The 22,371-nt window shown below is 63.8% G+C and carries 22 protein-coding genes; 15 read left to right on the forward strand and 7 right to left on the reverse strand.

Annotation, left to right across the window (positions count from 1 at the left end; all coding sequences use genetic code 11):
- The first annotated feature begins 15 nt into the window (after positions 1 to 15).
- The 7 genes from otnK (at position 16) to P0D87_RS24450 (ending at position 7,711) form a co-directional block, all read left to right on the forward strand.
- Positions 16 to 1,323, forward strand: coding sequence for a 3-oxo-tetronate kinase (gene otnK / locus P0D87_RS24420; RefSeq protein WP_053859519.1), 1,308 nt, complete (start codon positions 16 to 18; stop codon positions 1,321 to 1,323).
- Positions 1,323 to 2,021, forward strand: coding sequence for a 3-oxo-tetronate 4-phosphate decarboxylase (otnC, locus tag P0D87_RS24425; RefSeq protein WP_053859518.1), 699 nt, complete (start codon positions 1,323 to 1,325; stop codon positions 2,019 to 2,021). The genes otnK and otnC overlap by 1 nt, the downstream gene beginning before the upstream one ends.
- A gap of 73 nt (positions 2,022 to 2,094) precedes the next feature.
- Entirely contained in the window at positions 2,095 to 3,429 is a 1,335-nt protein-coding gene (locus tag P0D87_RS24430; RefSeq protein WP_053859517.1) for an MFS transporter, read from the forward strand.
- Positions 3,430 to 3,506: 77 nt separating this feature from the next.
- A complete protein-coding gene (otnI, locus tag P0D87_RS24435; RefSeq protein WP_053859516.1) occupies positions 3,507 to 4,292 on the forward strand; it encodes a 2-oxo-tetronate isomerase in 786 nt (261 codons plus the stop codon).
- A gap of 50 nt (positions 4,293 to 4,342) precedes the next feature.
- Positions 4,343 to 5,323, forward strand: coding sequence for a D-erythronate dehydrogenase (denD, locus tag P0D87_RS24440; protein WP_053859515.1), 981 nt, complete (start codon positions 4,343 to 4,345; stop codon positions 5,321 to 5,323).
- Positions 5,324 to 5,694: 371 nt separating this feature from the next.
- Positions 5,695 to 6,897: a 3-oxoadipyl-CoA thiolase gene (pcaF, locus tag P0D87_RS24445; RefSeq protein WP_053859514.1), complete on the forward strand. Its 1,203-nt coding sequence runs from the start codon at positions 5,695 to 5,697 to the stop codon at positions 6,895 to 6,897.
- Positions 6,898 to 7,129: 232 nt separating this feature from the next.
- A complete protein-coding gene (locus P0D87_RS24450; protein ID WP_053859513.1) occupies positions 7,130 to 7,711 on the forward strand; it encodes a hypothetical protein in 582 nt (193 codons plus the stop codon).
- 104 nt (positions 7,712 to 7,815) lie between these two features.
- Here P0D87_RS24450 and P0D87_RS24455 read toward each other — a convergent pair whose 3' ends face one another.
- The 3 genes from P0D87_RS24455 to P0D87_RS24465 form a co-directional block, all read right to left on the reverse strand.
- Positions 7,816 to 8,193, reverse strand: coding sequence for a DUF2917 domain-containing protein (locus P0D87_RS24455; RefSeq protein ID WP_053859512.1), 378 nt, complete (start codon positions 8,191 to 8,193; stop codon positions 7,816 to 7,818).
- Between the two features lie 270 nt (positions 8,194 to 8,463).
- On the reverse strand, positions 8,464 to 9,690 hold the full coding sequence (locus P0D87_RS24460) for a sensor histidine kinase (protein WP_006049275.1): 1,227 nt from the start codon (positions 9,688 to 9,690) through the stop codon (positions 8,464 to 8,466).
- 104 nt (positions 9,691 to 9,794) lie between these two features.
- Positions 9,795 to 10,691 carry a LysR family transcriptional regulator gene (locus P0D87_RS24465; RefSeq protein WP_053859511.1) on the reverse strand — a complete coding sequence of 299 codons (897 nt, stop codon included), beginning with the start codon at positions 10,689 to 10,691 and terminating at the stop codon, positions 9,795 to 9,797.
- 117 nt (positions 10,692 to 10,808) lie between these two features.
- Here P0D87_RS24465 and P0D87_RS24470 point away from each other — a divergent pair, with 117 nt between their 5' ends.
- On the forward strand, positions 10,809 to 11,702 hold the full coding sequence (locus tag P0D87_RS24470; RefSeq protein ID WP_053859510.1) for an aldo/keto reductase family oxidoreductase: 894 nt from the start codon (positions 10,809 to 10,811) through the stop codon (positions 11,700 to 11,702).
- An 18-nt stretch (positions 11,703 to 11,720) separates the two neighbouring features.
- Here the strand turns inward: P0D87_RS24470 and P0D87_RS24475 are convergent, their stop codons facing one another.
- Positions 11,721 to 12,629, reverse strand: a complete 909-nt coding sequence (locus P0D87_RS24475; protein ID WP_006049278.1) for a LysR family transcriptional regulator — start codon at positions 12,627 to 12,629, stop codon at positions 11,721 to 11,723.
- A 76-nt stretch (positions 12,630 to 12,705) separates the two neighbouring features.
- On the opposite strand from P0D87_RS24475, the gene P0D87_RS24480 reads away from it, so the two are divergent.
- Both P0D87_RS24480 and P0D87_RS24485 read left to right on the forward strand, forming a co-directional pair.
- Positions 12,706 to 13,482 (forward strand): NAD(P)H-dependent oxidoreductase, encoded by a 777-nt coding sequence (locus P0D87_RS24480; RefSeq protein WP_053859509.1) that lies wholly within the window; start codon positions 12,706 to 12,708, stop codon positions 13,480 to 13,482.
- A gap of 185 nt (positions 13,483 to 13,667) precedes the next feature.
- A complete protein-coding gene (locus P0D87_RS24485; protein ID WP_053859508.1) occupies positions 13,668 to 14,510 on the forward strand; it encodes an alpha/beta hydrolase in 843 nt (280 codons plus the stop codon).
- Positions 14,511 to 14,571: 61 nt separating this feature from the next.
- Here P0D87_RS24485 and P0D87_RS24490 read toward each other — a convergent pair whose 3' ends face one another.
- A complete protein-coding gene (locus P0D87_RS24490) occupies positions 14,572 to 15,864 on the reverse strand; it encodes an aspartate carbamoyltransferase (RefSeq protein WP_006049281.1) in 1,293 nt (430 codons plus the stop codon).
- 20 nt (positions 15,865 to 15,884) lie between these two features.
- Here P0D87_RS24490 and P0D87_RS24495 point away from each other — a divergent pair, with 20 nt between their 5' ends.
- The 5 genes from P0D87_RS24495 (at position 15,885) to P0D87_RS24515 (ending at position 19,275) form a co-directional block, all read left to right on the forward strand.
- Entirely contained in the window at positions 15,885 to 16,163 is a 279-nt protein-coding gene (locus P0D87_RS24495; RefSeq protein WP_053859507.1) for a hypothetical protein, read from the forward strand.
- A 126-nt stretch (positions 16,164 to 16,289) separates the two neighbouring features.
- Complete coding sequence (gene dapA / locus P0D87_RS24500; protein WP_053859506.1) at positions 16,290 to 17,153, forward strand: 4-hydroxy-tetrahydrodipicolinate synthase; 864 nt, start codon at positions 16,290 to 16,292, stop codon at positions 17,151 to 17,153.
- 248 nt (positions 17,154 to 17,401) lie between these two features.
- Complete coding sequence (locus P0D87_RS24505) at positions 17,402 to 18,412, forward strand: peptidoglycan DD-metalloendopeptidase family protein (RefSeq protein ID WP_053860758.1); 1,011 nt, start codon at positions 17,402 to 17,404, stop codon at positions 18,410 to 18,412.
- Positions 18,405 to 18,782 carry a hypothetical protein gene (locus P0D87_RS24510; RefSeq protein WP_053859505.1) on the forward strand — a complete coding sequence of 126 codons (378 nt, stop codon included), beginning with the start codon at positions 18,405 to 18,407 and terminating at the stop codon, positions 18,780 to 18,782. The genes P0D87_RS24505 and P0D87_RS24510 overlap by 8 nt, the downstream gene beginning before the upstream one ends.
- Before the next feature lie 49 nt (positions 18,783 to 18,831).
- Positions 18,832 to 19,275, forward strand: coding sequence for a bactofilin family protein (locus P0D87_RS24515; RefSeq protein WP_006049285.1), 444 nt, complete (start codon positions 18,832 to 18,834; stop codon positions 19,273 to 19,275).
- Positions 19,276 to 19,302: 27 nt separating this feature from the next.
- Here the strand turns inward: P0D87_RS24515 and P0D87_RS24520 are convergent, their stop codons facing one another.
- Positions 19,303 to 20,109, reverse strand: a complete 807-nt coding sequence (locus P0D87_RS24520) for a hypothetical protein (RefSeq protein WP_171799999.1) — start codon at positions 20,107 to 20,109, stop codon at positions 19,303 to 19,305.
- 102 nt (positions 20,110 to 20,211) lie between these two features.
- Complete coding sequence (locus P0D87_RS24525) at positions 20,212 to 22,290, reverse strand: putative bifunctional diguanylate cyclase/phosphodiesterase (protein ID WP_053859503.1); 2,079 nt, start codon at positions 22,288 to 22,290, stop codon at positions 20,212 to 20,214.
- Positions 22,291 to 22,371 lie beyond the last annotated feature (81 nt).

The following is a 22,371-nucleotide window of genomic DNA, read 5'->3' on the forward strand; positions in this document are numbered from 1 at the left end:
GCGGGAGCGCCTGCCATGACGGCTACGACACAACGCGCGCTGCTCGGCTGCATCGCCGACGATTTCACGGGCGCGACCGACCTCGCGAATATGCTGGTGCGCGGCGGCATGCGCACCGTGCAGACCATCGGCGTTCCTCAGGATGGCGAAACGATCGCGGCGGATGCAATCGTCGTCGCGCTGAAGTCGCGCACCATTCCGGCCGCCGATGCGGTCGCGCAATCGCTCGCCGCGCTCGACTGGTTGCGCGCGCAAGGGTGCCGCCAGTTCGTTTTCAAATATTGCTCGACGTTCGATTCGACCGATGCGGGCAACATCGGCCCGGTGACCGATGCGTTGCTCGACGCGCTTTGCGTCGACGACAAGGCAAGCGCTTTCACGATTGCATGCCCGGCGTTTCCCGAGAACGGCCGCACGATTTTTCGCGGGCATCTGTTCGTCGGCGACGCATTGCTCAGCGAGTCCGGCATGGAGAATCATCCGCTCACGCCGATGCGCGACGCGAACCTCGTGCGCGTGCTGCAACGTCAGACGCAATCGCAAGTCGGGCTCGTGCGCTACGACGCGGTGGCAAAAGGCGCCGCGGCAGTGCGCGAATCGTTCGACGCGTTGCGTAAGCAGGGCGCACGCATGGCAATAGCCGATGCGGTCTCCGACGCCGATCTATACGTGCTCGGCGAAGCCTGCGCCGATCTCAAGCTGATCACGGGCGGCTCGGGCATCGCGCTCGGTTTGCCGGCCAACTTTCGCCGCGCGGGCTTGCTTCAGCCGCAAGACGATGCGGCGCAACTGCCGGCCGTCGAAGGTTTGTCGGCGGTGCTCGCGGGTAGCGCGTCGAAAGCGACCAACGCGCAAGTCGCGGCGTGGCGCGACACGCGTCCCGCGTTTCGCATCGATCCGCTCGCGGCCGCGCGCGGCGAGGCCGTCATCGAACAGGCGCTCGCATTCGCGCAAACGTACCTCGACAAAGGCGAGCCGATGCTGATCTATGCAACCGCCACGCCCGACGAAGTCAAAGCGGTGCAACGCGAACTCGGCGTCGATAAGGCGGGGCATCTGGTCGAAGCCACGTTGGCGTCGATTGCGCGCGGTCTTTATGAGCGCGGCGTGCGCAAGTTCGTCGTGGCCGGCGGCGAGACATCGGGCGCAGTGGTGCAGGCGCTCGACGTGCACAGTTTGCGCATCGGCGCGCAGATCGATCCGGGCGTGCCGGCGACTGCGACGACCGGTTCTCAACCGCTCGCGCTCGCGCTGAAGTCCGGCAATTTCGGCGCAACGGATTTCTTCGAAAAAGCGCTGCGCCATCTGAACGGAGCCGCTTGATGACTAGTGAACTGACTAGCGCAACGACCGGCGCAACGACCGGCGCACCCGCCATCCATGCAACCAACGAAGCGCGCGTGCGCGAAGAAATCTGCATAACGGGCGCGAGTCTTTATCAGCGCGGCTATACCGTGGGCAGCGCCGGCAACATCAGCGCGCGTCTCGACGACGGCTGGCTCATCACGCCGACGGATGCGTGCCTCGGCCGCCTCGATCCCGCCGACATCGCCAAAGTCGATCTCGACGGCAACGCGGTGTCGGGCGGCAAGCCGTCGAAAACGCTCGCGCTGCATCGCGGCATCTATGCGCGCAACAGCGAGGCGCGCGGCATCGTGCATACGCATTCGACGCATCTCGTCGCGCTCACGCTTGCGGGCGTATGGAGCGAGAGCGACGTACTGCCGCCGATCACCCCGTACTACGTGATGAAAGTGGGCCACGTCCCGCTGATTCGTTACAGCAGGCCAGGCGACCCGCAAGTCGCCGAGCAAATCGCCGCGCTGGCCGGCAGCGTTCGCGCGGTGTTGCTCGAGCGGCTGGGTCCGGTGGTGTGGGAGCGCTCGGTCGCGCAGGCGTCGTATGCACTCGAAGAACTCGAGGAAACCGCACGTTTGTGGCTCATGACGAATTCGCGGCCCGCGCCGCTTACCGAAGCCGCGCTCGAAGAACTGCGCAGCGTGTTCGGCGCGCGCTGGTAGCCGGTTGCAACGGACCATCCAAAGCCAGATCGCCCAAGGCGACGCATCACACATCCATCCAAGGAGACATTGCATGAGTTCGTATCAGGCCGTATCGGGCCAGCCGATTGCGGCGGCCCTGGGACAACCCGGCGCCGCGGAAATCGAGCGTACCTACAAGAAAGTGTTCTGGCGCATCGTGCCGTTCCTGATGCTGTGCTACGTGGTCGCTTATCTCGACCGTGTGAACGTGGGCTTTGCCAAGCTGCAAATGTCGCAGGATCTCGCGTTTAGCGAAACCGTGTTCGGCCTCGGCGCGGGCGTGTTTTTCATCGGCTATTTTCTGTTCGAGTTGCCGAGCAATATTCTGATGCACAAGCTCGGCGCGCGTATCTGGATTGCGCGAATCATGATTACCTGGGGCGTGATGTCGGCGCTGTTCGTGTTCGTCAAGACGCCCGCGCAGTTCTATATCTTGCGCTTTCTGCTCGGTCTCGCCGAAGCCGGTTTCTATCCTGGCGTGATTCTTTATCTGACGTACTGGTTCCCGTCGCATCGGCGCGCGAAGATCATTGCGGTGTTCATGTCGGCGATTCCCGTGTCGGGCATTTTCGGCAATCCGCTGTCCGGCTGGATCATGCAGTCGTTTCATAACAGCTCGGGTCTCGCGGGCTGGCAGTGGATGTTCCTGATCGAAGCGGTTCCCGCGGTCGCAATCGGCATTGCGACGATCCTGTATCTCGACAACGGCATCGCGAGCGCGAAGTGGCTGAGCGAACCCGAAAAGCGCTTGCTCAGCGATGAAATCGCCGCATCGCAGCCGAAGGAAAAAGCCAATGCGCATTCGCTGCGCGCCGTGTTCCGCGATCCGCGCACGTGGTGGATGTCGCTGATCTATTTCGCGTTCGTCACCGGCCAATATGGTTTGACGTTCTGGATGCCGACGCTCATCAAATCGACAGGCGTTAGCGGTGCGTTCAATATCGGCTTGCTGAGCGCGATTCCGTTTCTCTGCGCGATCGTCGTGATGAATCTGATGGGCCATAGCGCCGACAAGCGCCGCGAACGCCGCTGGCATCTGATCGTGCCGGCGCTGTTTGGCGCGGTGGGCTTCACGGTAGCGGCTTCGTTCGCGAGCAACACGGTTGTGTCGATTGCGTTTCTATCGCTCGCCGCAGCCGGCGTGCTGACCTGCGCGCCGCTTTTCTGGTCGCTGCCGACGGCGTTCATGTCGGGCGCGACCGCGGCGGCAGGCATCGCGATCATCAATTCGATCGGGAATCTCGCGGGCTTCGCGAGCCCTTATATGATCGGGTATCTGAAGGACCTGACGCACAGCACGCAGTCCGGCATGTATGTGCTGGCCGGCATGCTGGTGATCGGCGCGATTGCCACGTGGCTCACGCCCGCGAAACTGGTCAACCGTTAATCGTCTTGCGTGCGGCCTACGCATAGCTTGCTCGTTGTTTGCCGCGCGCCGAACATCGCTTCAAAGGAGTTGCCGCCATGCCTCGCTTCGCCGCGAATCTGTCGATGATGTACAACGAGCACGCTTTCCTGGACCGCTTCGCCGCCGCGGCGAAAGACGGCTTTAAAGCGGTCGAGTTTCTGTTCCCCTACGATTTCCGCGCGGAAGAAATCAAGGCGCGTCTCGATGCGAACGGCCTCACGCAAGCGCTCTTCAATGCGCCGCCGGGCGACTGGGCAAACGGCGAGCGCGGCATCGCGACACTGCCGGGGCGTGAAGACGAGTTCCGCCGCAGCATCGACACCGCGCTCGACTACGCACGCGTGATCGGCAATCGCAAGCTGCACGTGATGGCGGGCCTGATCGCCGCCGATCAGCCGCGCGAGCGGCATCGCGAGGTGTATCTGCAAAACCTTGCGCATGCCGCGAAGGCCGCGCAAGCGGAGGGCATCACGATCGTGATCGAGCCGATCAATACACGCGACATGCCGGGCTTTTTTCTCAACCGGCAAGATGAAGCGCAAGCCATTTGCGCGGAAGTCGGCGCGCCGAATCTGAAGGTGCAGTTCGACTGTTATCACTGCCAGATCGTCGAAGGCGATCTCGCGATGAAACTAAGGCGCGATTTCGCGGGCATCGGCCACATTCAGGTCGCGGGCGTGCCCGAGCGGCACGAGCCGGACACGGGCGAGATCAACTATCCATATCTGTTCGAGGTGATCGACGCGCTCGGTTACGACGGCTATATCGGCTGCGAATACCGGCCGCGCGCCGCGACGTCCGCGGGACTCGGCTGGCTCAAGCCCTATCTAAACGCAGCGTGAAGGCGGCCTGAGCGCGGCCTGATAACCCAACACGAGGACTCAAGCGAATCATGAAAGTACTCATTACCGGCGGTGCAGGTTTTCTCGGTCAGCGCCTCGCGCGTGAACTGCTCGCGCGCGGTTCGTTGAAAGACGCGCAGGGCGCGCCGCAAGCACTCACGGAACTCGTGCTGCTCGACGTCGTGCAAGCCAACGATTTCGGCGACAGCCGCGTGCGCACCGAAGTCGGCGATATCGCCGAGCGCAGCGTGCTCGAGCGCGCGATCGACGGCCACACAGCGGCGATTTTTCATCTTGCCGCCATCGTCAGCGGGCAGGCCGAAGCGGATTTCGATCTCGGCATGCGCATCAATCTGGATGCATCGCGTCTGCTGCTGGATGTTTGCCGGCAACGCGGACACCGGCCGCGCGTGCTGTTCACGAGTTCGGTCGCGGTGTACGGCGGCGAGTTGCCCGAGGTCGTGAAGAACGATACGGCGCTCAATCCGCAGTCGTCCTACGGCGCGCAGAAAGCGATCGCCGAATTGCTGCTCAACGATTACTCGCGGCGCGGTTTCGTCGACGGACGCGTGCTGCGTCTGCCGACCATCAGCGTGCGGCCGGGCAAGCCGAACGCGGCGGCGTCGTCGTTCGCGAGCGGCATTATCCGCGAGCCGCTGAACGGCGAAGAGGCCGTGTGTCCGGTCAACGGCTCGACGCGCCTGTGGCTGCTGTCGCCGCGCAAGGCGATTGAATGCCTGATCGCCGGCCTCGAGCTGAATGCCGCCGCGCTCGGCAACCAGCGCGTGCTGAATCTGCCCGGCATTTCGGTCAGCGTCGACGAGATGGTCGCGGCGTTGCGCGAAGTAGCCGGCGACGAAGTCGCGAAACGGATCGTGTGGCAGGCGGATGCGCGCGTGGAAAAGATTGTCGGCAGTTGGCCGGGACGATGGGATACGTCGCGCGCCGAGCAGCTCGGCTTGCGCGGCGATCAAAGTTTCACCGATGTGATCCGCGGCTATATCGCCGACGAAGGCATCTCGCTGCGGTAATGTCCCTTTAGCGTCCCTTCAAACGCCCCTCCAGCCTCGCGCCGCGGCCTTGCAAACACGGGCCGCGGTGTGAGCGCCTCAATCGTCAGACACTTTGCGGTGCGCGTTCGGGCTTCTCACGTATTCCCTGGTGCAAGCCGGCGTTCGCTTGACAGCGTTTCCGCCGCGCGCCTATCATCGAGTCTTGTTGTTCGATATATGACCGTCTGTTCGCATAAAGAACAAAACGGCCGGCGACTCGAACGCATCGTTCACTATCCTGCGCTAAGCTGAATTCCCGCGAGTACCGCCCGGCAGCCTGTCCGGCCGATGCCCGACTCATCCGTGCGCTTCTGCCGGCGCCGCGCGCAGTACATCACTGGAGACATCACATGTCCGAAGCATTCCTGTGCGACGCGATTCGCACACCCATCGGCCGCTATGCGGGTTCGCTGTCGTCGGTTCGCGCTGACGATCTGGGCGCGGTGCCGCTCAAGGCGCTGATGGAGCGCAACCCGAACGTCGACTGGAACGCCATCGACGACGTGATCTACGGCTGCGCCAATCAGGCCGGCGAAGACAACCGCAACGTCGCGCGCATGTCGCTGCTGCTCGCGGGCTTGCCGCAGGCGGTGCCCGGCTCGACCGTGAACCGCCTGTGCGGTTCGGGCATGGACGCGGTCGGCATCGCGGCGCGCGCGATCAAATCGGGCGAGGCCGCGTTGATGGTGGCGGGCGGCGTCGAAAGCATGAGCCGTGCGCCGTTCGTGATGGGCAAGGCGACCAGCGCGTTTTCGCGCCAGGCGGACATCTACGATACGACCATCGGCTGGCGTTTCGTCAATCCGTTGATGAAGCAGATGTACGGCGTCGACTCGATGCCCGAGACCGGCGAAAACGTCGCGACCGACTACAACATCAGCCGCGCCGATCAGGATGCGTTCGCGCTGCGCAGCCAGCAAAAAGCCGCGCGCGCGCAGAAGGACGGCACGCTCGCGCAGGAAATCGTCGGTGTGACGATCGCGCAGAAGAAGGGCGATCCGATCACCGTATCGCAAGACGAACATCCGCGCGAAACGAGCCTCGAGACGCTCGCGAAACTGAAGGGCGTCGTGCGCCCGGACGGCACCGTGACCGCGGGCAACGCGTCGGGCGTCAACGACGGCGCTGCGGCTCTGCTGCTCGCCAACGAAGAAACCGCGAAGCGCTTCGGCCTCACGCCGCGCGCGCGCGTGCTCGGCATCGCGACGGCCGGCGTCGCGCCGCGTGTGATGGGCATCGGCCCGGCGCCCGCCACGCAAAAACTGCTGGCGCGTTTGAACATGACGATCGATCAGTTCGACGTGATCGAGCTGAACGAAGCGTTCGCGTCGCAAGGCATTGCGGTGCTGCGCACGCTCGGCGTGGCCGACGACGACGCACGCGTGAACCCGAATGGCGGCGCGATCGCGTTGGGTCATCCGCTCGGCATGAGCGGCGCGCGTCTCGTCACCACGGCGATGTACCAGTTGCAGCGCACGCAAGGGCGCTTCGCGTTGTGCACGATGTGTATCGGCGTCGGACAGGGAATTGCAATCGCCATCGAACGCGTGTGATGTTCTGAACGCGTCTGCGTTAGATAACGCTCCGCGCACAACAGCCTCTTCGCCTAACAGCGAAGAGGCTGTTTTTTTGCATCGATGCCTGCGGCCCTTCGCGCGATTGAAGCTTTCTGTAAGGCATGTACAATCTTTGCGCTGCACCTTTAATCAAGCGTCCTGAATATATGCGTATTGAGCGATGCGAAATGCGCATTGAATAAAGGGCGATTCATCGAGGAGAGCGTAAATGAAGTCAGCGACGATTGCAGCGGCATTGGCAGCAGCGGTGCTCGCGGCGGCTCAACCGGCATGGGCGCAAGACGCGATGGCGAGCGCCGCGCAAGACATTGTGAGCGCGGTACAGCCGGTGCATCTGAAGGCTACGATCGTGGGTATCGATCCCGGCAGCCGCGCGCTGACGCTGAAGGGCGCAGGCGGTAACGTGGTGGTCGTGCTCGTGGGTCAGCAAGTTGCCGGCTTCGAGAAGCTCAGAGTCGGCGATCGTGTCGATGCGCTCTACAAGAACGCGCTGCTCGTGAAGGCGGATCGGGTCGACGGCAAAGGCAAGGGCATTCGCGAACGTGTCGATACGCAGGTTTATGCGCCGGCTTCGGGCGGCTTCGAATCGGCGCGCCAGGTCGAAGTGCTTGCCACCGTGCAGAAGATCGACCGCAAACGGCGCCTCGTCACGCTGCGCGGCGCCTATCAGACGCAGACGCTAGAAGCCGGTCCGCAAGTCGATCTGACCGGTGTGAAAGTGGGCGATACGATCCATGCGGTGTTCGTCTCCGCTGCGGCCGTCGAGGTCACGCCGCAAGATACGCAGTAAGACACAGCTCGGTAAAGCATGAGTATTTGCGCGGCGCGATGGCCTGCAAGAGACCATCGCGCCGTTGCACTTTTCGCGAGCGTGTTTCGCACGCGCGAAGCATGTCAACGCGGTGTCGGCGGTCCCAGGCCCAGGCGGGCGAGCCGGCTTAGACAACGCCTGAACAAGCCCTGTGCGGGCAACAGATAAGTCAGCGAGACATGCGCCGTACGCTCGCCGTCGATGCTGAGCCATATGCGTTCGCCGCGCTGCAGGCTGAACGTTTGACCCGGCACCAACCAGTGATCGTAAGGCGAACTAACGCGCGTCAGCCAAAGACGCGCGCCGTTCACCGCGAGCGTGCTGTCGGCTTCGACGCGCCATGTCAGCGTCGCGCCAGGCGCGACGGGGAAATGCACCACCACCCTCGGCAGACGCTCGTTCTGCTGATACGCCAGAACACGTGCGTCGTCGTCCATGCACTGCGGGCTTGCCTGATCCATCTTGCTCTCCGTTATAGAGCCGGCTGACGGAGGCGCCCACAAAACAAAAGGCCCCTTCCGTTACCGGCGGGGCCTTGGGGGCTTGTTTTACAGATTCAGACTGCTAACGCGCACATGCTCCCAAAGGCCAGCCGATGACGGCTCGCTTCGGGTGATTAATCGCGACGGCGATGGAGGTGTGCGTGAACATGAATCGAGTGTGCCGTTTTGCCGCACGCTCTGTCAACGGAATTCGGCCGCTATTTTCCGTAGCCGCGGTGGCGGGTGCTGTTAGTTCTGCAACCGCTCCTCCTCGAGCGTCAACGGAAAGCGGATCGTGAACGTCGTGCCCACGCCCTCGCGCGACACGAACTCGATGTGTCCGCCCAGCACGCGGCACAGTTCCTTCACGATGGCGAGTCCGAGCCCGGTGCCGGGAATGTCGTCGTCCGCCGCGCGCTCGAATTCGTGGAAGACGCGATCCGCGTCGGCGGGCGCGATGCCCACGCCGGTATCGGACACGCGAATCGACCAATGCTCCGGACCGGCCATCGCAAAGTGCAACTCGACCTGTCCTGATTGCGTGTACTTGATTGCGTTGGTAAGCAGATTCACGGCGATCTGCTTAAGCTTCAAACGGTTCGACGTCACGGCGGGCAGCGCGGGATCGAATGCGGAGCGCAGCGTCAGCCCCTTTGCCTCGATGGACGGCCGCGACGACGCAACCAGTTCCTCGAAGAGTTCATGCAGATCGACCTGTTCGGGCGTCAACGGCGCGCCGTCGCCGAGTATCACCGAGTACTCGACCATCTGCTCGACGAGCGCCTTCATGTCCTCTGCCTGCCGGTTGGCCAGAGTCAGCGCGGTGTCGGCTTTCGCGGGCGCGCGGGCGATGAGTTGCAGCGCCATCGAAAACGCGTTCAGGAAGTTGCGCAGATCGTGAACCACGCTGCGCGTGATGTGCATGCGCGACTCGTACAATTCGCCGACGAGCCGTTGCTTCAGCGTGAGTTCGTGATTGGCGCGTTCTAGCCGCCCGGTGTATTCGTCGATCTTGCGGTCGCGTTCGCTGACCACTTCCCTGATCGACGTGAGCGTGACGACGCTCAGCGTTTCGGCGATCATGCGGCGCGCGCGCCGCTCATGCCGGCGCGTGAATGTGCCGTCGCGCGACGCGTAGTCTTCGAGTGCATCGGCGAGAACCTGGTGGAAAAGGTCGAGTTCCCGCACGAGTTCTTCGATGCGATAGCCCTGGCGCCAGCGCACCAGGCCGTGCTTTCGGGCATCGCGTTCGATGGCCGGTTCGACGCTTTCCAGGTCTTCAATATCGAGCGCCGCGCACAAGCCTTCGAGAATTTCCGGCAGATGGTCGGCGAGTTGCTGATACGTGAGCTTGTCGGCTTCCACGAGGTCGGCGTCGCCGAAAACCGCGTTCATCCATTGCTCTGTTAGTCGGAGCCGCTCGGCGCGGATGAAACCGGCGAAGTTGCGCAGCGGGCTAACGCGTTTGTCGTTCATGATGGCGCGGTCGATCAGGTTTTGGGAAGTGCGTCGCTGCAATGGCGGCAGCCCATTATCACCGCAAATCGGCGGCGTGGCGTCGAAATTGCGGGCCGGTCACGTCATGCGTTGCGGTCCCTCAGGAAATCGACGAATGCGCGCAGCGGCGCCGGCACATGACGGTGGCCGGGATAATACAGAAAAGGTCCGGAAAAGCGCTGCCACCACGGTTCGAGAATCGGCTCGAGCGCACCGCTGTCGAGATGCGGCCGAAGCATGGGTTCGAACAGATGGATCACGCCGACGCCCGCGACGGCCGAGTTGATCAGCAGGTCCATTGCTGCGCCCGGCCGCACGAGCAGGGGCCCGGATGGATTCAGTTGCACCACTTCGCCGTCGCGCTCGAAGTACCAGGTCGGCATCGCGCCGCCGGCAAACTGACCGCGCAGGCAAGCGTGCGAAAGCAGCTCGCGCGGATGTTGCGGGCGTCCGCGAAGCGCGAGGTAGTCCGGCGCGGCAGCCGTCGCAAAGCGCTGCACGCGTGGACCGATGGGCACGGCGATCATGTCCTGCTCGAGCCGTTCGTCGTAACGGATGCCGGCATCGCAGCCGATCGAAAGCACGTCGACAAAGCCGTCTTCGACGAACACTTCGACGCGTATGTCCGGATACGCTTTCAGAAACGGCGCGATGATATCGGGCAACAGGATGCGCGCGGCGCTCGCGGGCACGTTCAGTTTGAGCGTGCCGCTCGGCTGCTCGCGGAAACCGTTGAGCACGTCGAGCGCCGCTTCCATTTCGCTGAAAAGCGGCGTCAGCTTTTCCAGCAGACGCACGCCTGCTTCGGTCGGCGCGACGCTGCGCGTCGTACGGTTCAGCAGACGCAAGCCGAGCTTTGTTTCGAGCCGGCGCACGGCGACGCTCAGGCTCGAAGCGGAAACGCCGCTGCTGCGCGCCGCGTCGCGAAAGCCGCCCGCGCGTGCGACCGAGATGAACGCGGTCAGGTCGTTTAATTCCATGGCGATGGTTCGTTTTTGATTGTTCGTTTTTTTGCACGACCCGTGCACGTTAGCCCGCTTTATTAAACGGTGCAATCCCGGCCATACTGCGCTTCAACTACCAGCAAGGAGAGCCTGATGCCGAACCTCGAAATCACCGATACCTTTCCGTTCGCCGGCCGCCAGATCCGGCGCATGGGCTATGGCGCAATGCAGCTCGCGGGACCGGGCGTGTTCGGCCCGCCGAAGGATCGCGACGCCGCGCTTGCCGTGCTGCGCGAGGCGGTGGCGCAAGGCGTGAATCACATCGACACCAGCGACTTTTATGGCCCGCACATCACCAACCAGCTCATTCGCGAGGCGCTGCATCCGTATCCCGCCGATCTCGTGATCGTCACGAAGCTGGGCGCGGTGCGCGGCAGCGACGGCGCGTGGCTGGCGGCGCAGGAGCCGCAGGATCTGGAGCGCGGCGTGCAGGACAATCTGCGCAACCTCGGGCTCGACGCGCTCGAAGTGGTCAACATGCGGCTGATGGGCGACGTGCACGCGCCGAGCGAAGGGTCAATCGAAAAGCAGATCACCGCGCTCGCCGAGCTTCAGCAGCGCGGTTTGATTCGCCATATCGGCCTGAGCAACGCGACGCCGGCGCAAGTGGCCGAGGCGCAGCGCATCGCGAAGATTGTCTGCGTGCAGAACCACTACAACCTCGTGCACCGCACCGACGACGCGCTGATCGATCAACTCGCGGATAAAGGCATCGCTTATGTGCCGTTTTTCCCGCTGGGCGGCTTTACGCCGATCCAGTCGTCGGCTTTGACGGAGATCGCGCAAACCATCGGGGCGACGCCGATGCAAGTGGCGCTCGCCTGGCTGCTGCAGCGCGCGCCCAACATTCTGTTGATTCCGGGCACCTCGTCGGTCGCGCATCTACGCGAGAACCTGGCGGCGGCCAGCCTGACACTGAGCGGCGAGATTCTCGCGAAGCTGGATGTGATCGGCCGCGGCGATGGTCACGTTGACGGCCAGAGTTAGCCAGCGCATGACGCTTCATCAAACCGAACCGGCAATATGCGCGCGCAACCACTGATGGGCCGGATCGCGATGCGAGCGCTCATGCCATAGCATCGCCATTTCATAGCCGGGGACTTCGACGGGCGACTCGACCACGCGTAACGCAGCGTTATCGCGGACGAGCCGCGCGGGCACCATCGCCACGAGGTCGCTGTTCGCGAGCGCGGAGATCATGAACAGAAAGTGCGGAACGGAAAGCACGACTCTGCGCGTGAGACCGGCGCGGGCCAGAACCTGGTCCGTGACGCCGGCAAAGCCGCCGCCGTCCGGCGACACGATCACGTGCTCGAGCTTCGAAAACTGCGCCAACGTGGGCCGCCGTTTGAGACGCGGATGATCCGCGCGTCCGGCAAGCACATAACGCTCGGCAAACAGCACGCGCCGCCGCAAGCCGGCGGGCGCGTCTTCGCTGGTATGAAAGCCGAGGTCGATCTCGCCTTGTTCCGCCTGTTTCGCAATACGCGGCGGCACGGCTTCGACGACTGCCAGCCGCGTGCCGGGCGCTGCGGTGCGCAGCCCTTGCAACGCCGGGAGAACGATCGTCGACTCGGCGTAGTCCGTCGCGGCAATGCGCCAGGTTTGCGTCGCCTGCGCCGGGTCGAAAGGACGCGCGGGCGCGACCGCTTGCTCCAATGCTTCGAGCGCCTGCCGCAACGGCTCGCGCAGCGCCTCGGCGCGCGCGGTGGCGCGCATGCCTCGCGGCCCCGGCAGCAGCAGCGGATCGCCGAGCACGTCGCGCAGTTTCGCGAGATGCACGCTTACTGACGGCTGCGAGAAATTCAGCCGCTCCGCCGCGCGCGTCACGTTGAGTTCCGCGAGCAGTACGTCGAGCGTGACGAGCAGATTCAGGTCGAGCTTGCGCAGATTATTCACGGCTATACCTGTCATATCAGCAATTCATTTCCAATATACCGCGCCGGCCACTATCGTGGGTGCATTCCCACATGAATCAAGGCAACGCAAAATGAACGTTCTGATTGTTTATGCTCATCCTGAACCGCGGTCGTTGAATGGATCGCTGAAGGACTTCTCCGTCAAGCGCCTGCAGGAAGCGGGGCACGCGGTTCAGGTCTCCGATCTGTATGCGATGAACTGGAAGGCGCCACTCGATGCAGCCGATAGCCTCGCGCCTGCAACAGGCGAACGCTTCGACCCGTCGCGCGCGTCGAAGCATGCATTCGAGAATGGACTGCAAAGCCCGGACATCGCCGCGGAACAGGCGAAGCTGAAATGGGCCGATGCGGTCATTTTTCAATTCCCGCTGTGGTGGTTCTCGATGCCCGCGATCATGAAGGGCTGGGTGGAGCGCGTCTACGCCTATGGTTTCGCGTACGGCGTGGGCGAGCATTCCGATGCGCGCTGGGGTGACCGCTACGGCGAAGGCATGTTAGCCGGCAAGCGCGCGATGCTCGTCGTCACCACGGGCGGCTGGGAATCGCACTACAGTCCGCGCGGCATCAATGGTCCCATCGACGATGTGTTGTTCCCGATCCAGCACGGCATTCTCTATTACCCCGGCTTCGACGTGCTGCCGCCGTTCGTCGTGTATCGCACGAGCCGCATCGACGAAGAAAAATATCTTGAAGTACGCGATGCGCTCGGCAAGCGTCTGGACAATCTCTGGAATACCGCGCCGATACCGTTCCGTCCGCAGAACGGCGGCGATTATCTGATTCCCGAGTTGACGCTGAAGGACGACATCGCGCCGGGCCGCGAGGGCCTGAGCGTGCATGTCAAATAGCGGGATCGCGCGCGCATGTTGCCGATGCATGCGTCGCGCATGGAGTGAGGCGAATCGTAGGGTTCGTTGAAATTTGGCTGTAAGTCGCCGTTGCTAGAGTCGTCGCTGGAATTTGCCGCCCCGCATGCAGAGCCGCTGCTGCATCGACTGTGTTGTCCGCACATGTAGAAGGGAGAGCGACGAATATGAGTACAGCACGTCTTGTCTGGCTGATCGCGATGCTGCTTGCCGCCGCTCCCGCATGGGCGTTCCAGTCCCGTGTCGTGACCATTCCGAGCGCGGCCATGCACAAGTCTCTGGAAGCGACAGTCGTGTTGCCCGACCGCTATGCGCGCAGCAACGCGGCCGACCGCTTCCCGGTTGTCTATCTGTTGCACGGCTCGGGCGGCGACTACACCGACTGGACCGCCAATTCGCCTATCGGCAGACTCGCCGACCGCTACGGCGTGATCCTCGTGATGCCGGACGGCGGACGCGAAAGCTGGTACATCGACAGTCCCGTCGATGCGGGTAGCCGTTACGCCACTTATGTCGGCACCGAAGTCGTTGCCTACATCGACATGCATTTCCGCACGATTGCAACCAAAGACGCGCGCGCGATCACCGGCTTGAGCATGGGTGGATTCGGCGCGCTGCATATCGCGCTCGACCGGCCGGACGAATTCGGCGCGGCCGGCAGCATGAGCGGCGCGGTCGATCCGCGCGGTTGCGAGGACGAGCCGGGCATCGATCAGGTATTCGGCGATCCGGCGCGGCACGCGGACTTCTGGAACAGCGAGGCGATTGTCGAACACGCGCGCAGCTTCGCGAGCGCGCACATGGCGCTGATGATCGACTGCGGCACGAACGATTCGCTCGTGCACTCGAACCGGATGCTGCATGCGCGGCTCGTCGAGCTTGGCGTGCCGCATCGGTATGCCGAGCGGCCCGGTGGCCATACGTGGAAGTACTGGGCGAATGCAGTGCAGTACCAGGTGCAGTTTTTTGCGGCCGGTTTCAGACGCAACGGCAACAGTGCGATAGCTTGATGTGTTGCCGCAGCACTGCCGTGCTTTATTTCGGTTACCGAACTAAGCTGCCGAGGCAGCTTCAGTCGATGCCATGAAACACGGCGTCGTCCGGTCCGAGATAGGCGGGCGGTCGCCAGGCCGCGTCGCGCATCGAATGCTGAACCAGTTTTTCGACGCCGAGCAGCACCGCGAATATCGCCATCCGCACCGGGATGCCGTTATCGGTCTGCCGGAAAATCGCAAGCCGCGAATCGTGATTCAGGTCCACGCTCAGGTCGTTCGCGCCCGGCCGGCTGTCGCGCGGCAGCGGGTGCATGATCAGCGTATCGGTGCCGCACACGCTGTCCACCAGCGCCTGATTGATCTGGAAGTCGGGCGTGTAGCCTTCGAACGATTCGTCGGTAAAACGCTCTTTCTGAATGCGCGTCGCGTACACCACGTCGGCGCCGCGCAGCCCGCTCGGCAGATCGTGAGTCTGTTCGATCACATGCCCGTTGCGCGAAATCTGCTCGATGATATAGCCCGGCATTTCCAGCATGGGCGGCGATATCAGCGTGAACTTGATGCCGCGATAGAGCGCCAGCAGCTTGACGAGCGAGTGTACGGTGCGCCCATATTTGAGGTCGCCGACAAGCGCGATATGCGCGCCGTCGACAATCTTGCCGAGCCGCGAGAATTCGCGCTGAATGGTGTAGAGGTCGAGCAGCGCCTGGCTCGGATGTTCGCCGGGGCCGTCGCCGCCGTTGATCACCGGCACGTTGGTCGCGCGCGCGAATTCCGCCACCGAGCCTTGCTCGGGATGGCGGATCACCAGCGCGTCGACGTAGCCGCTCATCACGCGGCTCGTGTCGTAGATCGACTCGCCCTTGGCCATCGACGAAAACGTGAAGCCGGTCGTGTCGCAGACGGAACCGCCGAGCCGGCAGAAGGCCGCGCCGAAGCTCACGCGGGTTCGCGTGCTGGCCTCGAAGAACAGATTGCCGAGCACCGCGCCTTCCAGCACGCGCGAGATTTTTCGGCGCCGCGCGATGGGCTGCATGATGTCGGCGACGCGAAACAGCGCTTCCACCGAGTCGCGCGAGAACTGATCGACCGACAGCAACTGCGGCTTGCCCTCCCACAGCATCTGGCTCGCGAGCGATTGCGAATCTACGCTCTGCGTATACTTTTCGCCCGGCTCGCCATGCAAGACAATCTCGGACACGAATCGCTCGACAATCTCCGGCATCGCGCGAGATTCCTGCGAGTCGTCCGGCAGAAGCCACGTATCCAGCGCTCTTCGCGACACGCCGATGCGGCCCGCGAAGGTCTCGCGCGTCATGTTCAGACGCCGCATGGCGTCGCGGAGGAAGGCTTGTTGCGGGACGCTCATGAAGGCACCTGTCTGTCGGAGTGGCTGCGCCGGATATACGCGATGCGTATATTAATTTGCCCGCGATAGAAGTCAAGCAATTTCAAGATGCGCTTTGCCAAGCTGCGCGCGGCGCGGTTACACTGCGCTTCATGCTCTCCGGCCAACTTCTCCGACTCTGCCCGTCGACCGCGCTTCGTTCTGCCTTCGCAGACGCGGCGGCCGCACGCCGCGCGCGCCGCTCGCTCTCGAACGCGCCGCGCGTCGAGCAATGCAGCCTGGAGTTCAGCGCCAAAGCCAAAAAACAGCCGCTCATCTGACCGGAGCACGCTGTTCCGTCAGATGCGACGGAACAGCGGACCACGCGCTTCGGCGGTCCTTCCTGTCTTTCTCCTTCGCACGCTGCCGGAATCGATACGGTCGCTCATCGACGCAAGAGGAAAGACATGTCTATTTTTTCGGGTATCTGGATTCCGCTGATCACGCCTTTCGCCGACGGCGCGGTCGATCACGCCGCGTTGCGCGCGCTCGTGCGCCGCTATGCCGACGCGGATGTCGCGGGGATTGTGGCGCTCGGCACGACGGGCGAGCCAGCCGCGCTCGACGCCGCGGAACAGGACGCGGTGCTGGCGACCATTCTGGAAGCGGCGCAGGATGCGCCGTTGCCCGTGGTCGTCGGCGTATCGGGCAACAACACCGCGAGCATGCGCGAGCGCATTCAAGAGCTAAATTCGCTGCCGATCGCCGGCGTGCTGATGGCCGCGCCGTATTACGTGAGGCCGTCGCAGGCCGGCATCGTCAGTCATTTCATGGCGCTTGCCGATGCCAGCGACAAGCCGGTCGTGCTGTACGACATTCCCCAGCGAACCGGCGTGCGGCTTGAACTCGACACATTGCTCGCGCTCGCCGGGCATCCGCGGATTGAGGCGGTGAAGGATTGCGCCGGTTCCCTCGACACCACGCTCGCGCTGATTCGCGACGGCCGCTTGCAGGTGCTCGCGGGCGAAGACCTGCAGATGTTCAACACGCTGTGCATGGGCGGCAGCGGCGCGATTGCGGCGTCGGCGCATGTGCGCACGGAACGCTTCGTCGCGCTGTATCGCGCGCTCGCGGCAGGCGCGCTCGACGAAGCGCGGCGCATTTTTCACACGCTCGTGCCGTTGATTCACGCGTTGTTCGCCGAACCGAATCCTGCGCCGGTGAAGGCATCGCTCGCGCTGCAAGGGCTGATCCGCGACGAAGTTCGTCTGCCGATGACGCGTGCGAGCGAAATCCTGGCGCAGCGTCTCGCCGCGTTAGAGCGCGCGTGAGCGGAGCGGCGAACCACGCGGCAAACCACGCGGCGAACTGCGCAGCGAGATGCGCCCCTAATATTTGAGATGCTACTTTCGGCGATGAAGCGATAATCGGCGCCCTCTATCGATTATCGCCGCCGGCATCCGTCCGGCGGATGCCGCATGCAGTCAGTCGAGTTCGTCCGATTCGTGTTTGTCCTGAATGTGCCGCTCACGCGCCGTGCGCGGCGAGCTGCATGCCGCTCGCGCCGGGGAGCGTGCTGATGGCGTTCGTGTTTCGCGCGTGCGACCGGCTCTCCAGCGGTTCCGTGGGACTGATCACGCGCCGTTCGGCGACGGCGCTCGCGCTCGGCGCCGCGCTTGCCGCTGCGGTGCTCGCACTCGCGGCCGGCATTGCGATCGGCAAGTACTGGTCCGCGCGCGGCGTCTCCGGCATGCAAAGCGCGAACCGCATCGAGCGCGATTACGCAATCGACCAGCTCGGCAAGCTCAACGCGTCGGTCGCGCAGATTGAGCCGCGCATTGCGCGCCTCACCGCGCAAGTGGGTGCGTTGCGTGACTTCGAAACCCGTCTGAATACGCCGCGCCCAGCGCCGCTCGCGCCCGTTGCCTCGCCGGCCGCTTCGCCTGGCGCCTCGCCTGGCGCTTCTCCCACGCTGCCCGCGTCGAGCGGCGATTCATCGGCCACCGACAGCGAAGGCGAGGGCGGCCCTTCGTTGCCGCCACGACGCTGCGTCGACGCGCCGCGATACCTCGGCGCGCGCCTCGACGCCGAGCGCACCGGCGAGCAACTCAATTGCATCGCCGCGACGCTCGGCGCGCTCGAGCAGCAGACGGCGGCACACGCGGTCGCGTACGCCGCGTTCCCCGGCCGCATGCCCGCCGACGGCGCGCGTTTCGGTTCGCCGTTCGGCAACCGCACCGATCCCTTCACACATCGGCTGAGTTTTCATCCGGGCCTCGATCTGGTCGCGAAAACAGGCACGCCGATTCTCGCCGCCGCGGGTGGGCGTGTGGTCTTCGCAGGCGAGAAGTCGGGTTATGGCAATGCGGTCGAGATCGATCACGGCAACGGATTGATGACCCGTTACGGCCACGCGTCGCGCATCGTCGTGCATGTCGGCGACCTCGTGCTGCCGCGCCAATACATCGCCGATGTCGGCTCGACCGGACGCTCGACCGGCCCGCATCTGCATTTCGAAGTGCTGGTCAACGGCGCGCCCGTCGATCCCGCGGCTTATCTCGCGCTTTTCGCGCCTCCTTCTCATGGCTGACCGCTTTCTTTCCCGCGACGCAAGCCGTGTGGCGCATGGCGCTTATGCACTCGCACCCGTGCGCCCGCTGCGCGTTCGCATCGTCGCGTGGACGCTTGTCTGCGGGCTGAGCGCGCTGACCGGCGCGGCCGCGGTGATCGCCGCCGACGCCTGGCGCGCCGGTCTGCCGCTCAGGCAATGCCTGCCGGTTCCTGCCGATAAAAGCGCCGAGGAGACCGAACTGGCTCGTGCGCGCCTCGCGTTGGCGCAAGAGTCGGCCGCGCGCGCGTCGGTGCAGAAAACGGCGGACAGCGCCGCTGCGGAAGTCGCGCGGCTCAACGACCAGTTGCAGTTCCTGCGCGGCCAGAGCAGGGCAGCGCCGCGACGCTAGGCGCGCCGCCGCGCGTGATTCGCGTCACCCATTTTTTTCCGGAGTCCGTATGTTCAGCAAGAAAAAAGCCGCAGGCATTCAGCAAACCAAGCTTGCCACCTTGATTGCACACGACGTGCGCATCGTCGGCGATCTTCAGTTCACCAACGGCCTGCGTCTCGACGGCCACGTGAAGGGCAATGTCAGCGGCGAGCCCGGCGGCCAGACGCTGCTCGTGCTGAGCGACCGCGGTTCGATCGAAGGCAACGTGCATGGCTACGACGTGGTGGTCAACGGCAAGATTGTCGGCGACGTGATAGCGGATCACTTCGTCGAGTTGCAGGCCAACGCGCATGTGACAGGCAACATTTACTATCAGCAATTGCGCATGGATTGCGGCGCGTCGGTGGACGGCAAGCTCACGCGGCGCGACGGAGGCAATGCGCCGACACCGCTCACGTCGATGCTCGACGCCGGACGCGAATCGAACTCGATGGCGCTCAACGAAGCGTAATAACGTGCTGCAATAAGGCACTGAAGTTCATACCGCGCCTGGCAGCGGGCAGCGTTGCGTGGGTTCGTCGGCGCCCGTCAGACAATCGTGAGCGGCATTCGAGCCCGTCATGCCCCGCATATTTCGCACGACGGCGAGCCGTTGACTGGCGCTGCGATCGAGCGTCGCGAGCATGTCGCGTTCGAGAATCAGGAGCTTGAACGCCAGCACCATGAGGCCGCTCGCGAGCAGCACGTCGCCCGCGAAGACGACCGCGTAGACCGCCGACGTGGTCTGCGGATTGCCGAGCAGCAACGCGAGATTCGCGCGGTCGAGCAGCACCAGCATGAGCGGCACGATGGCACTGAGCGTCGCGATAGCAGCGCCGATCGCGACGATGGTCCGCGCAAGACCGAGTTGCGGACGACGTCGGCGGCATACCTCATAGAGCGTGGCGGCGCGATACGGCGCAAAGAACAGCGCGAGCAGAACGGCGCGCGGCAGCATGGGCAGCTTGAGCAACAACGCCCCGCCATACAACACGCAGAATGCGCCGATCACGACAATCGCGGTGCGCCACGAAACCGGGACACCGAACAATTTACGCGTGCCGGCCCAGAGCAGGATGCGGCTTTGCAGCGCGAGCGCCGCGGTTGCAAAGAGCAGCAGATCCGTACGCCATGTCAGATGCAACGCGAAGCATGCGGAAGCGGTCGCGAGCAGATAAAAAGCGGCGGCCCAGAAGCGGAACGCGCTCACTTGCGCGAACATCCGCGCAAGCACGGTAGCGATCAGTGCGCAGCACAGAAACGTGATTAGCCACAACGCGGTAAACGTCGCTACATCGAATCTCATGAAGTCTCCAGCACCTGTGCAGCTTTTATTGTTTATCGTCGGGTCGGGCTACGGCGGAATAACTTTTCTCGCGCATTTCACTCACATTTGACGCGTGTCGAATCAGCAGGCGTCGGCGGTCATTGTCCGTCCTCGCAGCAGATCGCCAAAGGCTTCGCCGGTCAACGGCTTGCCGAGCAGGAAGCCTTGCATTTCATCGCAGCGCATCGCCTTTAGCATGTGCATTTGCGACTCGGTTTCGACGCCTTCCGCGACCACATCCATTTCCAGCGAATGCGCAAGCGCGATGATCGCCGAAACGATCGCGCTGCCTTCCGGGCCGTGCGCGTCGAGACCGTTCGTGAAGAAGCGGTCGATCTTCAGTTGCTTCACGCGAAAACGCTGCAGATACGCGAGGCTCGAATAACCGGTGCCGAAATCGTCGATGGCGATTTCAAAGCCGCTTGCCTGGAACTCGCGAAGCATGTCGATGGTGCGGGGCGCGTCCTGCATCGCGACCGTTTCGGTGATCTCGAACATGATCTGATCGCACTTCACGCCTTCCGTCTTCACGATCTCGAGCATGGTCGGCACGAGATCGGCCTGCAATAGCTGGCGCGGCGACAGATTAATGGCCACCTTGATCGGCGGCAGCCCTTGCGCGATCCAGCGCCTGATTTGCCGGCATGCCTCGCGCAATACCCAGTAGCCGATCTGCACGATCTGCCCCGAACGTTCGGCGATCGGAATAAATTCGAGCGGCGCGAGCGTGCCGAGTTGCGGATCGTGCAAGCGGATCAGCGCTTCGGCGCCCGCGAGCGACTCGCTGCTGCCGTCGAATTTCGGCTGGAAATGCAGCGTGAAATGATGTTCGGCAAGCGCATCGCGCAACGCGTTCTGGATCTGCAGCGTGCGCATCGCCGCTTCGTTCATGCTCCGTTCGAAGAACCGATACGTGCTGCGCCCGGCGCGCTTCGCTTCGTACATCGCGGCGTCCGCGTGCTTGAGCAGCGTGTCGACGGTATCGCCGTCCTCGGGAAACAACGCAATGCCGATGCTCGGCATCACCTGCAGCGGCTGCGAATCGGCCCACGTGTCGTGCCGCATGCGTTCGAGCACGCCTTCCGCGAGCGTGGCGGCGTCGTCGCGCGACGCCAGGTTCTCGGACAGCACGACGAATTCGTCGCCGCCGAGGCGCGCGACCGTATCGCCCGCGCGCACGCAGACGAGCAGACGCTGTGCGAACGCGGACAGCACCTGATCGCCCGCTGAGTGGCCGAGGGAATCGTTGATCGTCTTGAAGCCGTCGAGATCCATGAAGAGGATCGCAAAGAGCGACCGTTGACGGCGCGCCGCATGAATCGCCCGCTCGATGCGCTCGGTCAGCGTGGCGCGGTTCGGCAGGCCCGTCAGCGTGTCGAGCGTGGCGAGGCGCACGATCTGTCCGTTGAGCTTCGACAACGCGCCGACGAGGAAACTCGTGCGCGCGTCGAAGCGCGACAGCAGCAACGTCACGACGAGAATCGCGAACGTGAAAAGAATCACCGACGTCGCGAGCCACGCGGCATTCACGCCGGCCGCCGCGCCGCAGATCGCGCCGGGCGCGAAGTCGGCGGCGGCCATCGCGGCGTAGTGCATGCCGCTGATCGCAATCGCCATCACGAGCGCCGCGCCGCAGCGTTTGCGCAGCACATACTGTTCGTCGTCGTTGCTGAGGGCGCGCGCCATCCACAGCGCCGCGGTGGACGCGCCGATCGCAATCGCGAGCGAGGCGGCGAACCACACGGGCCGATAGCTAATGGCGGGCGACATGCGCAACGCGGCCATGCCGCTATAGTGCATGCCGGCGATGCCGAGGCCCATGAACGCGCCGCCGCCGATCAGGCGCGCGACCGTCAGCCGCGCGCGCGTGGTCAGACAGAGCGCCAGATATGACGCGCCGATGGCGAGCGCGAGCGAATAAGCGGTCTCCGCGAAATCGTAGCCGAGCGGAATCGGTAGGGAAAACGCGAGCATGGCCACGAAGTGCATCGACCAGATGCCGACGCCGAGCGCCGCCGCGCCGCCCATACGCCAGACGTGCCGCAGCCGCGGCGACGCCAGCACGAAGATGCGGGCGGTCAGATCGAGTGCCGTGTACGACGAAAGCGTCGCCACGACAAACGACATTGCCACCAGCCAGGGATTGTATGAGCTCTGCATGTGAAGTCCAACCGCGATGGAAAAGCGGCTGAACTAGTTATCGACCATTCGGCGCGTTTATTTAATTAATTTTCAATATGT

The organism is Paraburkholderia sp. RL17-368-BIF-A (assembly GCF_046054045.1).
GTDB lineage: Bacteria > Pseudomonadota > Gammaproteobacteria > Burkholderiales > Burkholderiaceae > Paraburkholderia > Paraburkholderia graminis.

Bases quoted from the DNA above. Each gene is read 5' to 3' on its own strand.
- P0D87_RS24490 (WP_006049281.1), bottom strand. From the start codon at position 15,864: ATGAGCGTCCCGCAACAAGCCTTCCTCCGCGACGCCATGCGGCGTCTG.
- P0D87_RS24505 (WP_053860758.1), top strand. From the start codon at position 17,402: ATGGCGTTCGTGTTTCGCGCGTGCGACCGGCTCTCCAGCGGTTCCGTG.
- otnI (WP_053859516.1), top strand. From the start codon at position 3,507: ATGCCTCGCTTCGCCGCGAATCTGTCGATGATGTACAACGAGCACGCT.
- P0D87_RS24510 (WP_053859505.1), top strand. From the start codon at position 18,405: ATGGCTGACCGCTTTCTTTCCCGCGACGCAAGCCGTGTGGCGCATGGC.
- P0D87_RS24525 (WP_053859503.1), bottom strand. From the start codon at position 22,290: ATGCAGAGCTCATACAATCCCTGGCTGGTGGCAATGTCGTTTGTCGTG.
- P0D87_RS24455 (WP_053859512.1), bottom strand. From the start codon at position 8,193: ATGGATCAGGCAAGCCCGCAGTGCATGGACGACGACGCACGTGTTCTG.
- P0D87_RS24430 (WP_053859517.1), top strand. From the start codon at position 2,095: ATGAGTTCGTATCAGGCCGTATCGGGCCAGCCGATTGCGGCGGCCCTG.
- P0D87_RS24520 (WP_171799999.1), bottom strand. From the start codon at position 20,109: ATGAGATTCGATGTAGCGACGTTTACCGCGTTGTGGCTAATCACGTTT.
- otnC (WP_053859518.1), top strand. From the start codon at position 1,323: ATGACTAGTGAACTGACTAGCGCAACGACCGGCGCAACGACCGGCGCA.
- pcaF (WP_053859514.1), top strand. From the start codon at position 5,695: ATGTCCGAAGCATTCCTGTGCGACGCGATTCGCACACCCATCGGCCGC.
- P0D87_RS24480 (WP_053859509.1), top strand. From the start codon at position 12,706: ATGAACGTTCTGATTGTTTATGCTCATCCTGAACCGCGGTCGTTGAAT.
- P0D87_RS24475 (WP_006049278.1), bottom strand. From the start codon at position 12,629: ATGACAGGTATAGCCGTGAATAATCTGCGCAAGCTCGACCTGAATCTG.
- dapA (WP_053859506.1), top strand. From the start codon at position 16,290: ATGTCTATTTTTTCGGGTATCTGGATTCCGCTGATCACGCCTTTCGCC.
- P0D87_RS24465 (WP_053859511.1), bottom strand. From the start codon at position 10,691: ATGGAATTAAACGACCTGACCGCGTTCATCTCGGTCGCACGCGCGGGC.
- P0D87_RS24470 (WP_053859510.1), top strand. From the start codon at position 10,809: ATGCCGAACCTCGAAATCACCGATACCTTTCCGTTCGCCGGCCGCCAG.
- P0D87_RS24460 (WP_006049275.1), bottom strand. From the start codon at position 9,690: ATGAACGACAAACGCGTTAGCCCGCTGCGCAACTTCGCCGGTTTCATC.
- P0D87_RS24515 (WP_006049285.1), top strand. From the start codon at position 18,832: ATGTTCAGCAAGAAAAAAGCCGCAGGCATTCAGCAAACCAAGCTTGCC.
- P0D87_RS24485 (WP_053859508.1), top strand. From the start codon at position 13,668: ATGAGTACAGCACGTCTTGTCTGGCTGATCGCGATGCTGCTTGCCGCC.
- otnK (WP_053859519.1), top strand. From the start codon at position 16: ATGACGGCTACGACACAACGCGCGCTGCTCGGCTGCATCGCCGACGAT.
- P0D87_RS24450 (WP_053859513.1), top strand. From the start codon at position 7,130: ATGAAGTCAGCGACGATTGCAGCGGCATTGGCAGCAGCGGTGCTCGCG.
- denD (WP_053859515.1), top strand. From the start codon at position 4,343: ATGAAAGTACTCATTACCGGCGGTGCAGGTTTTCTCGGTCAGCGCCTC.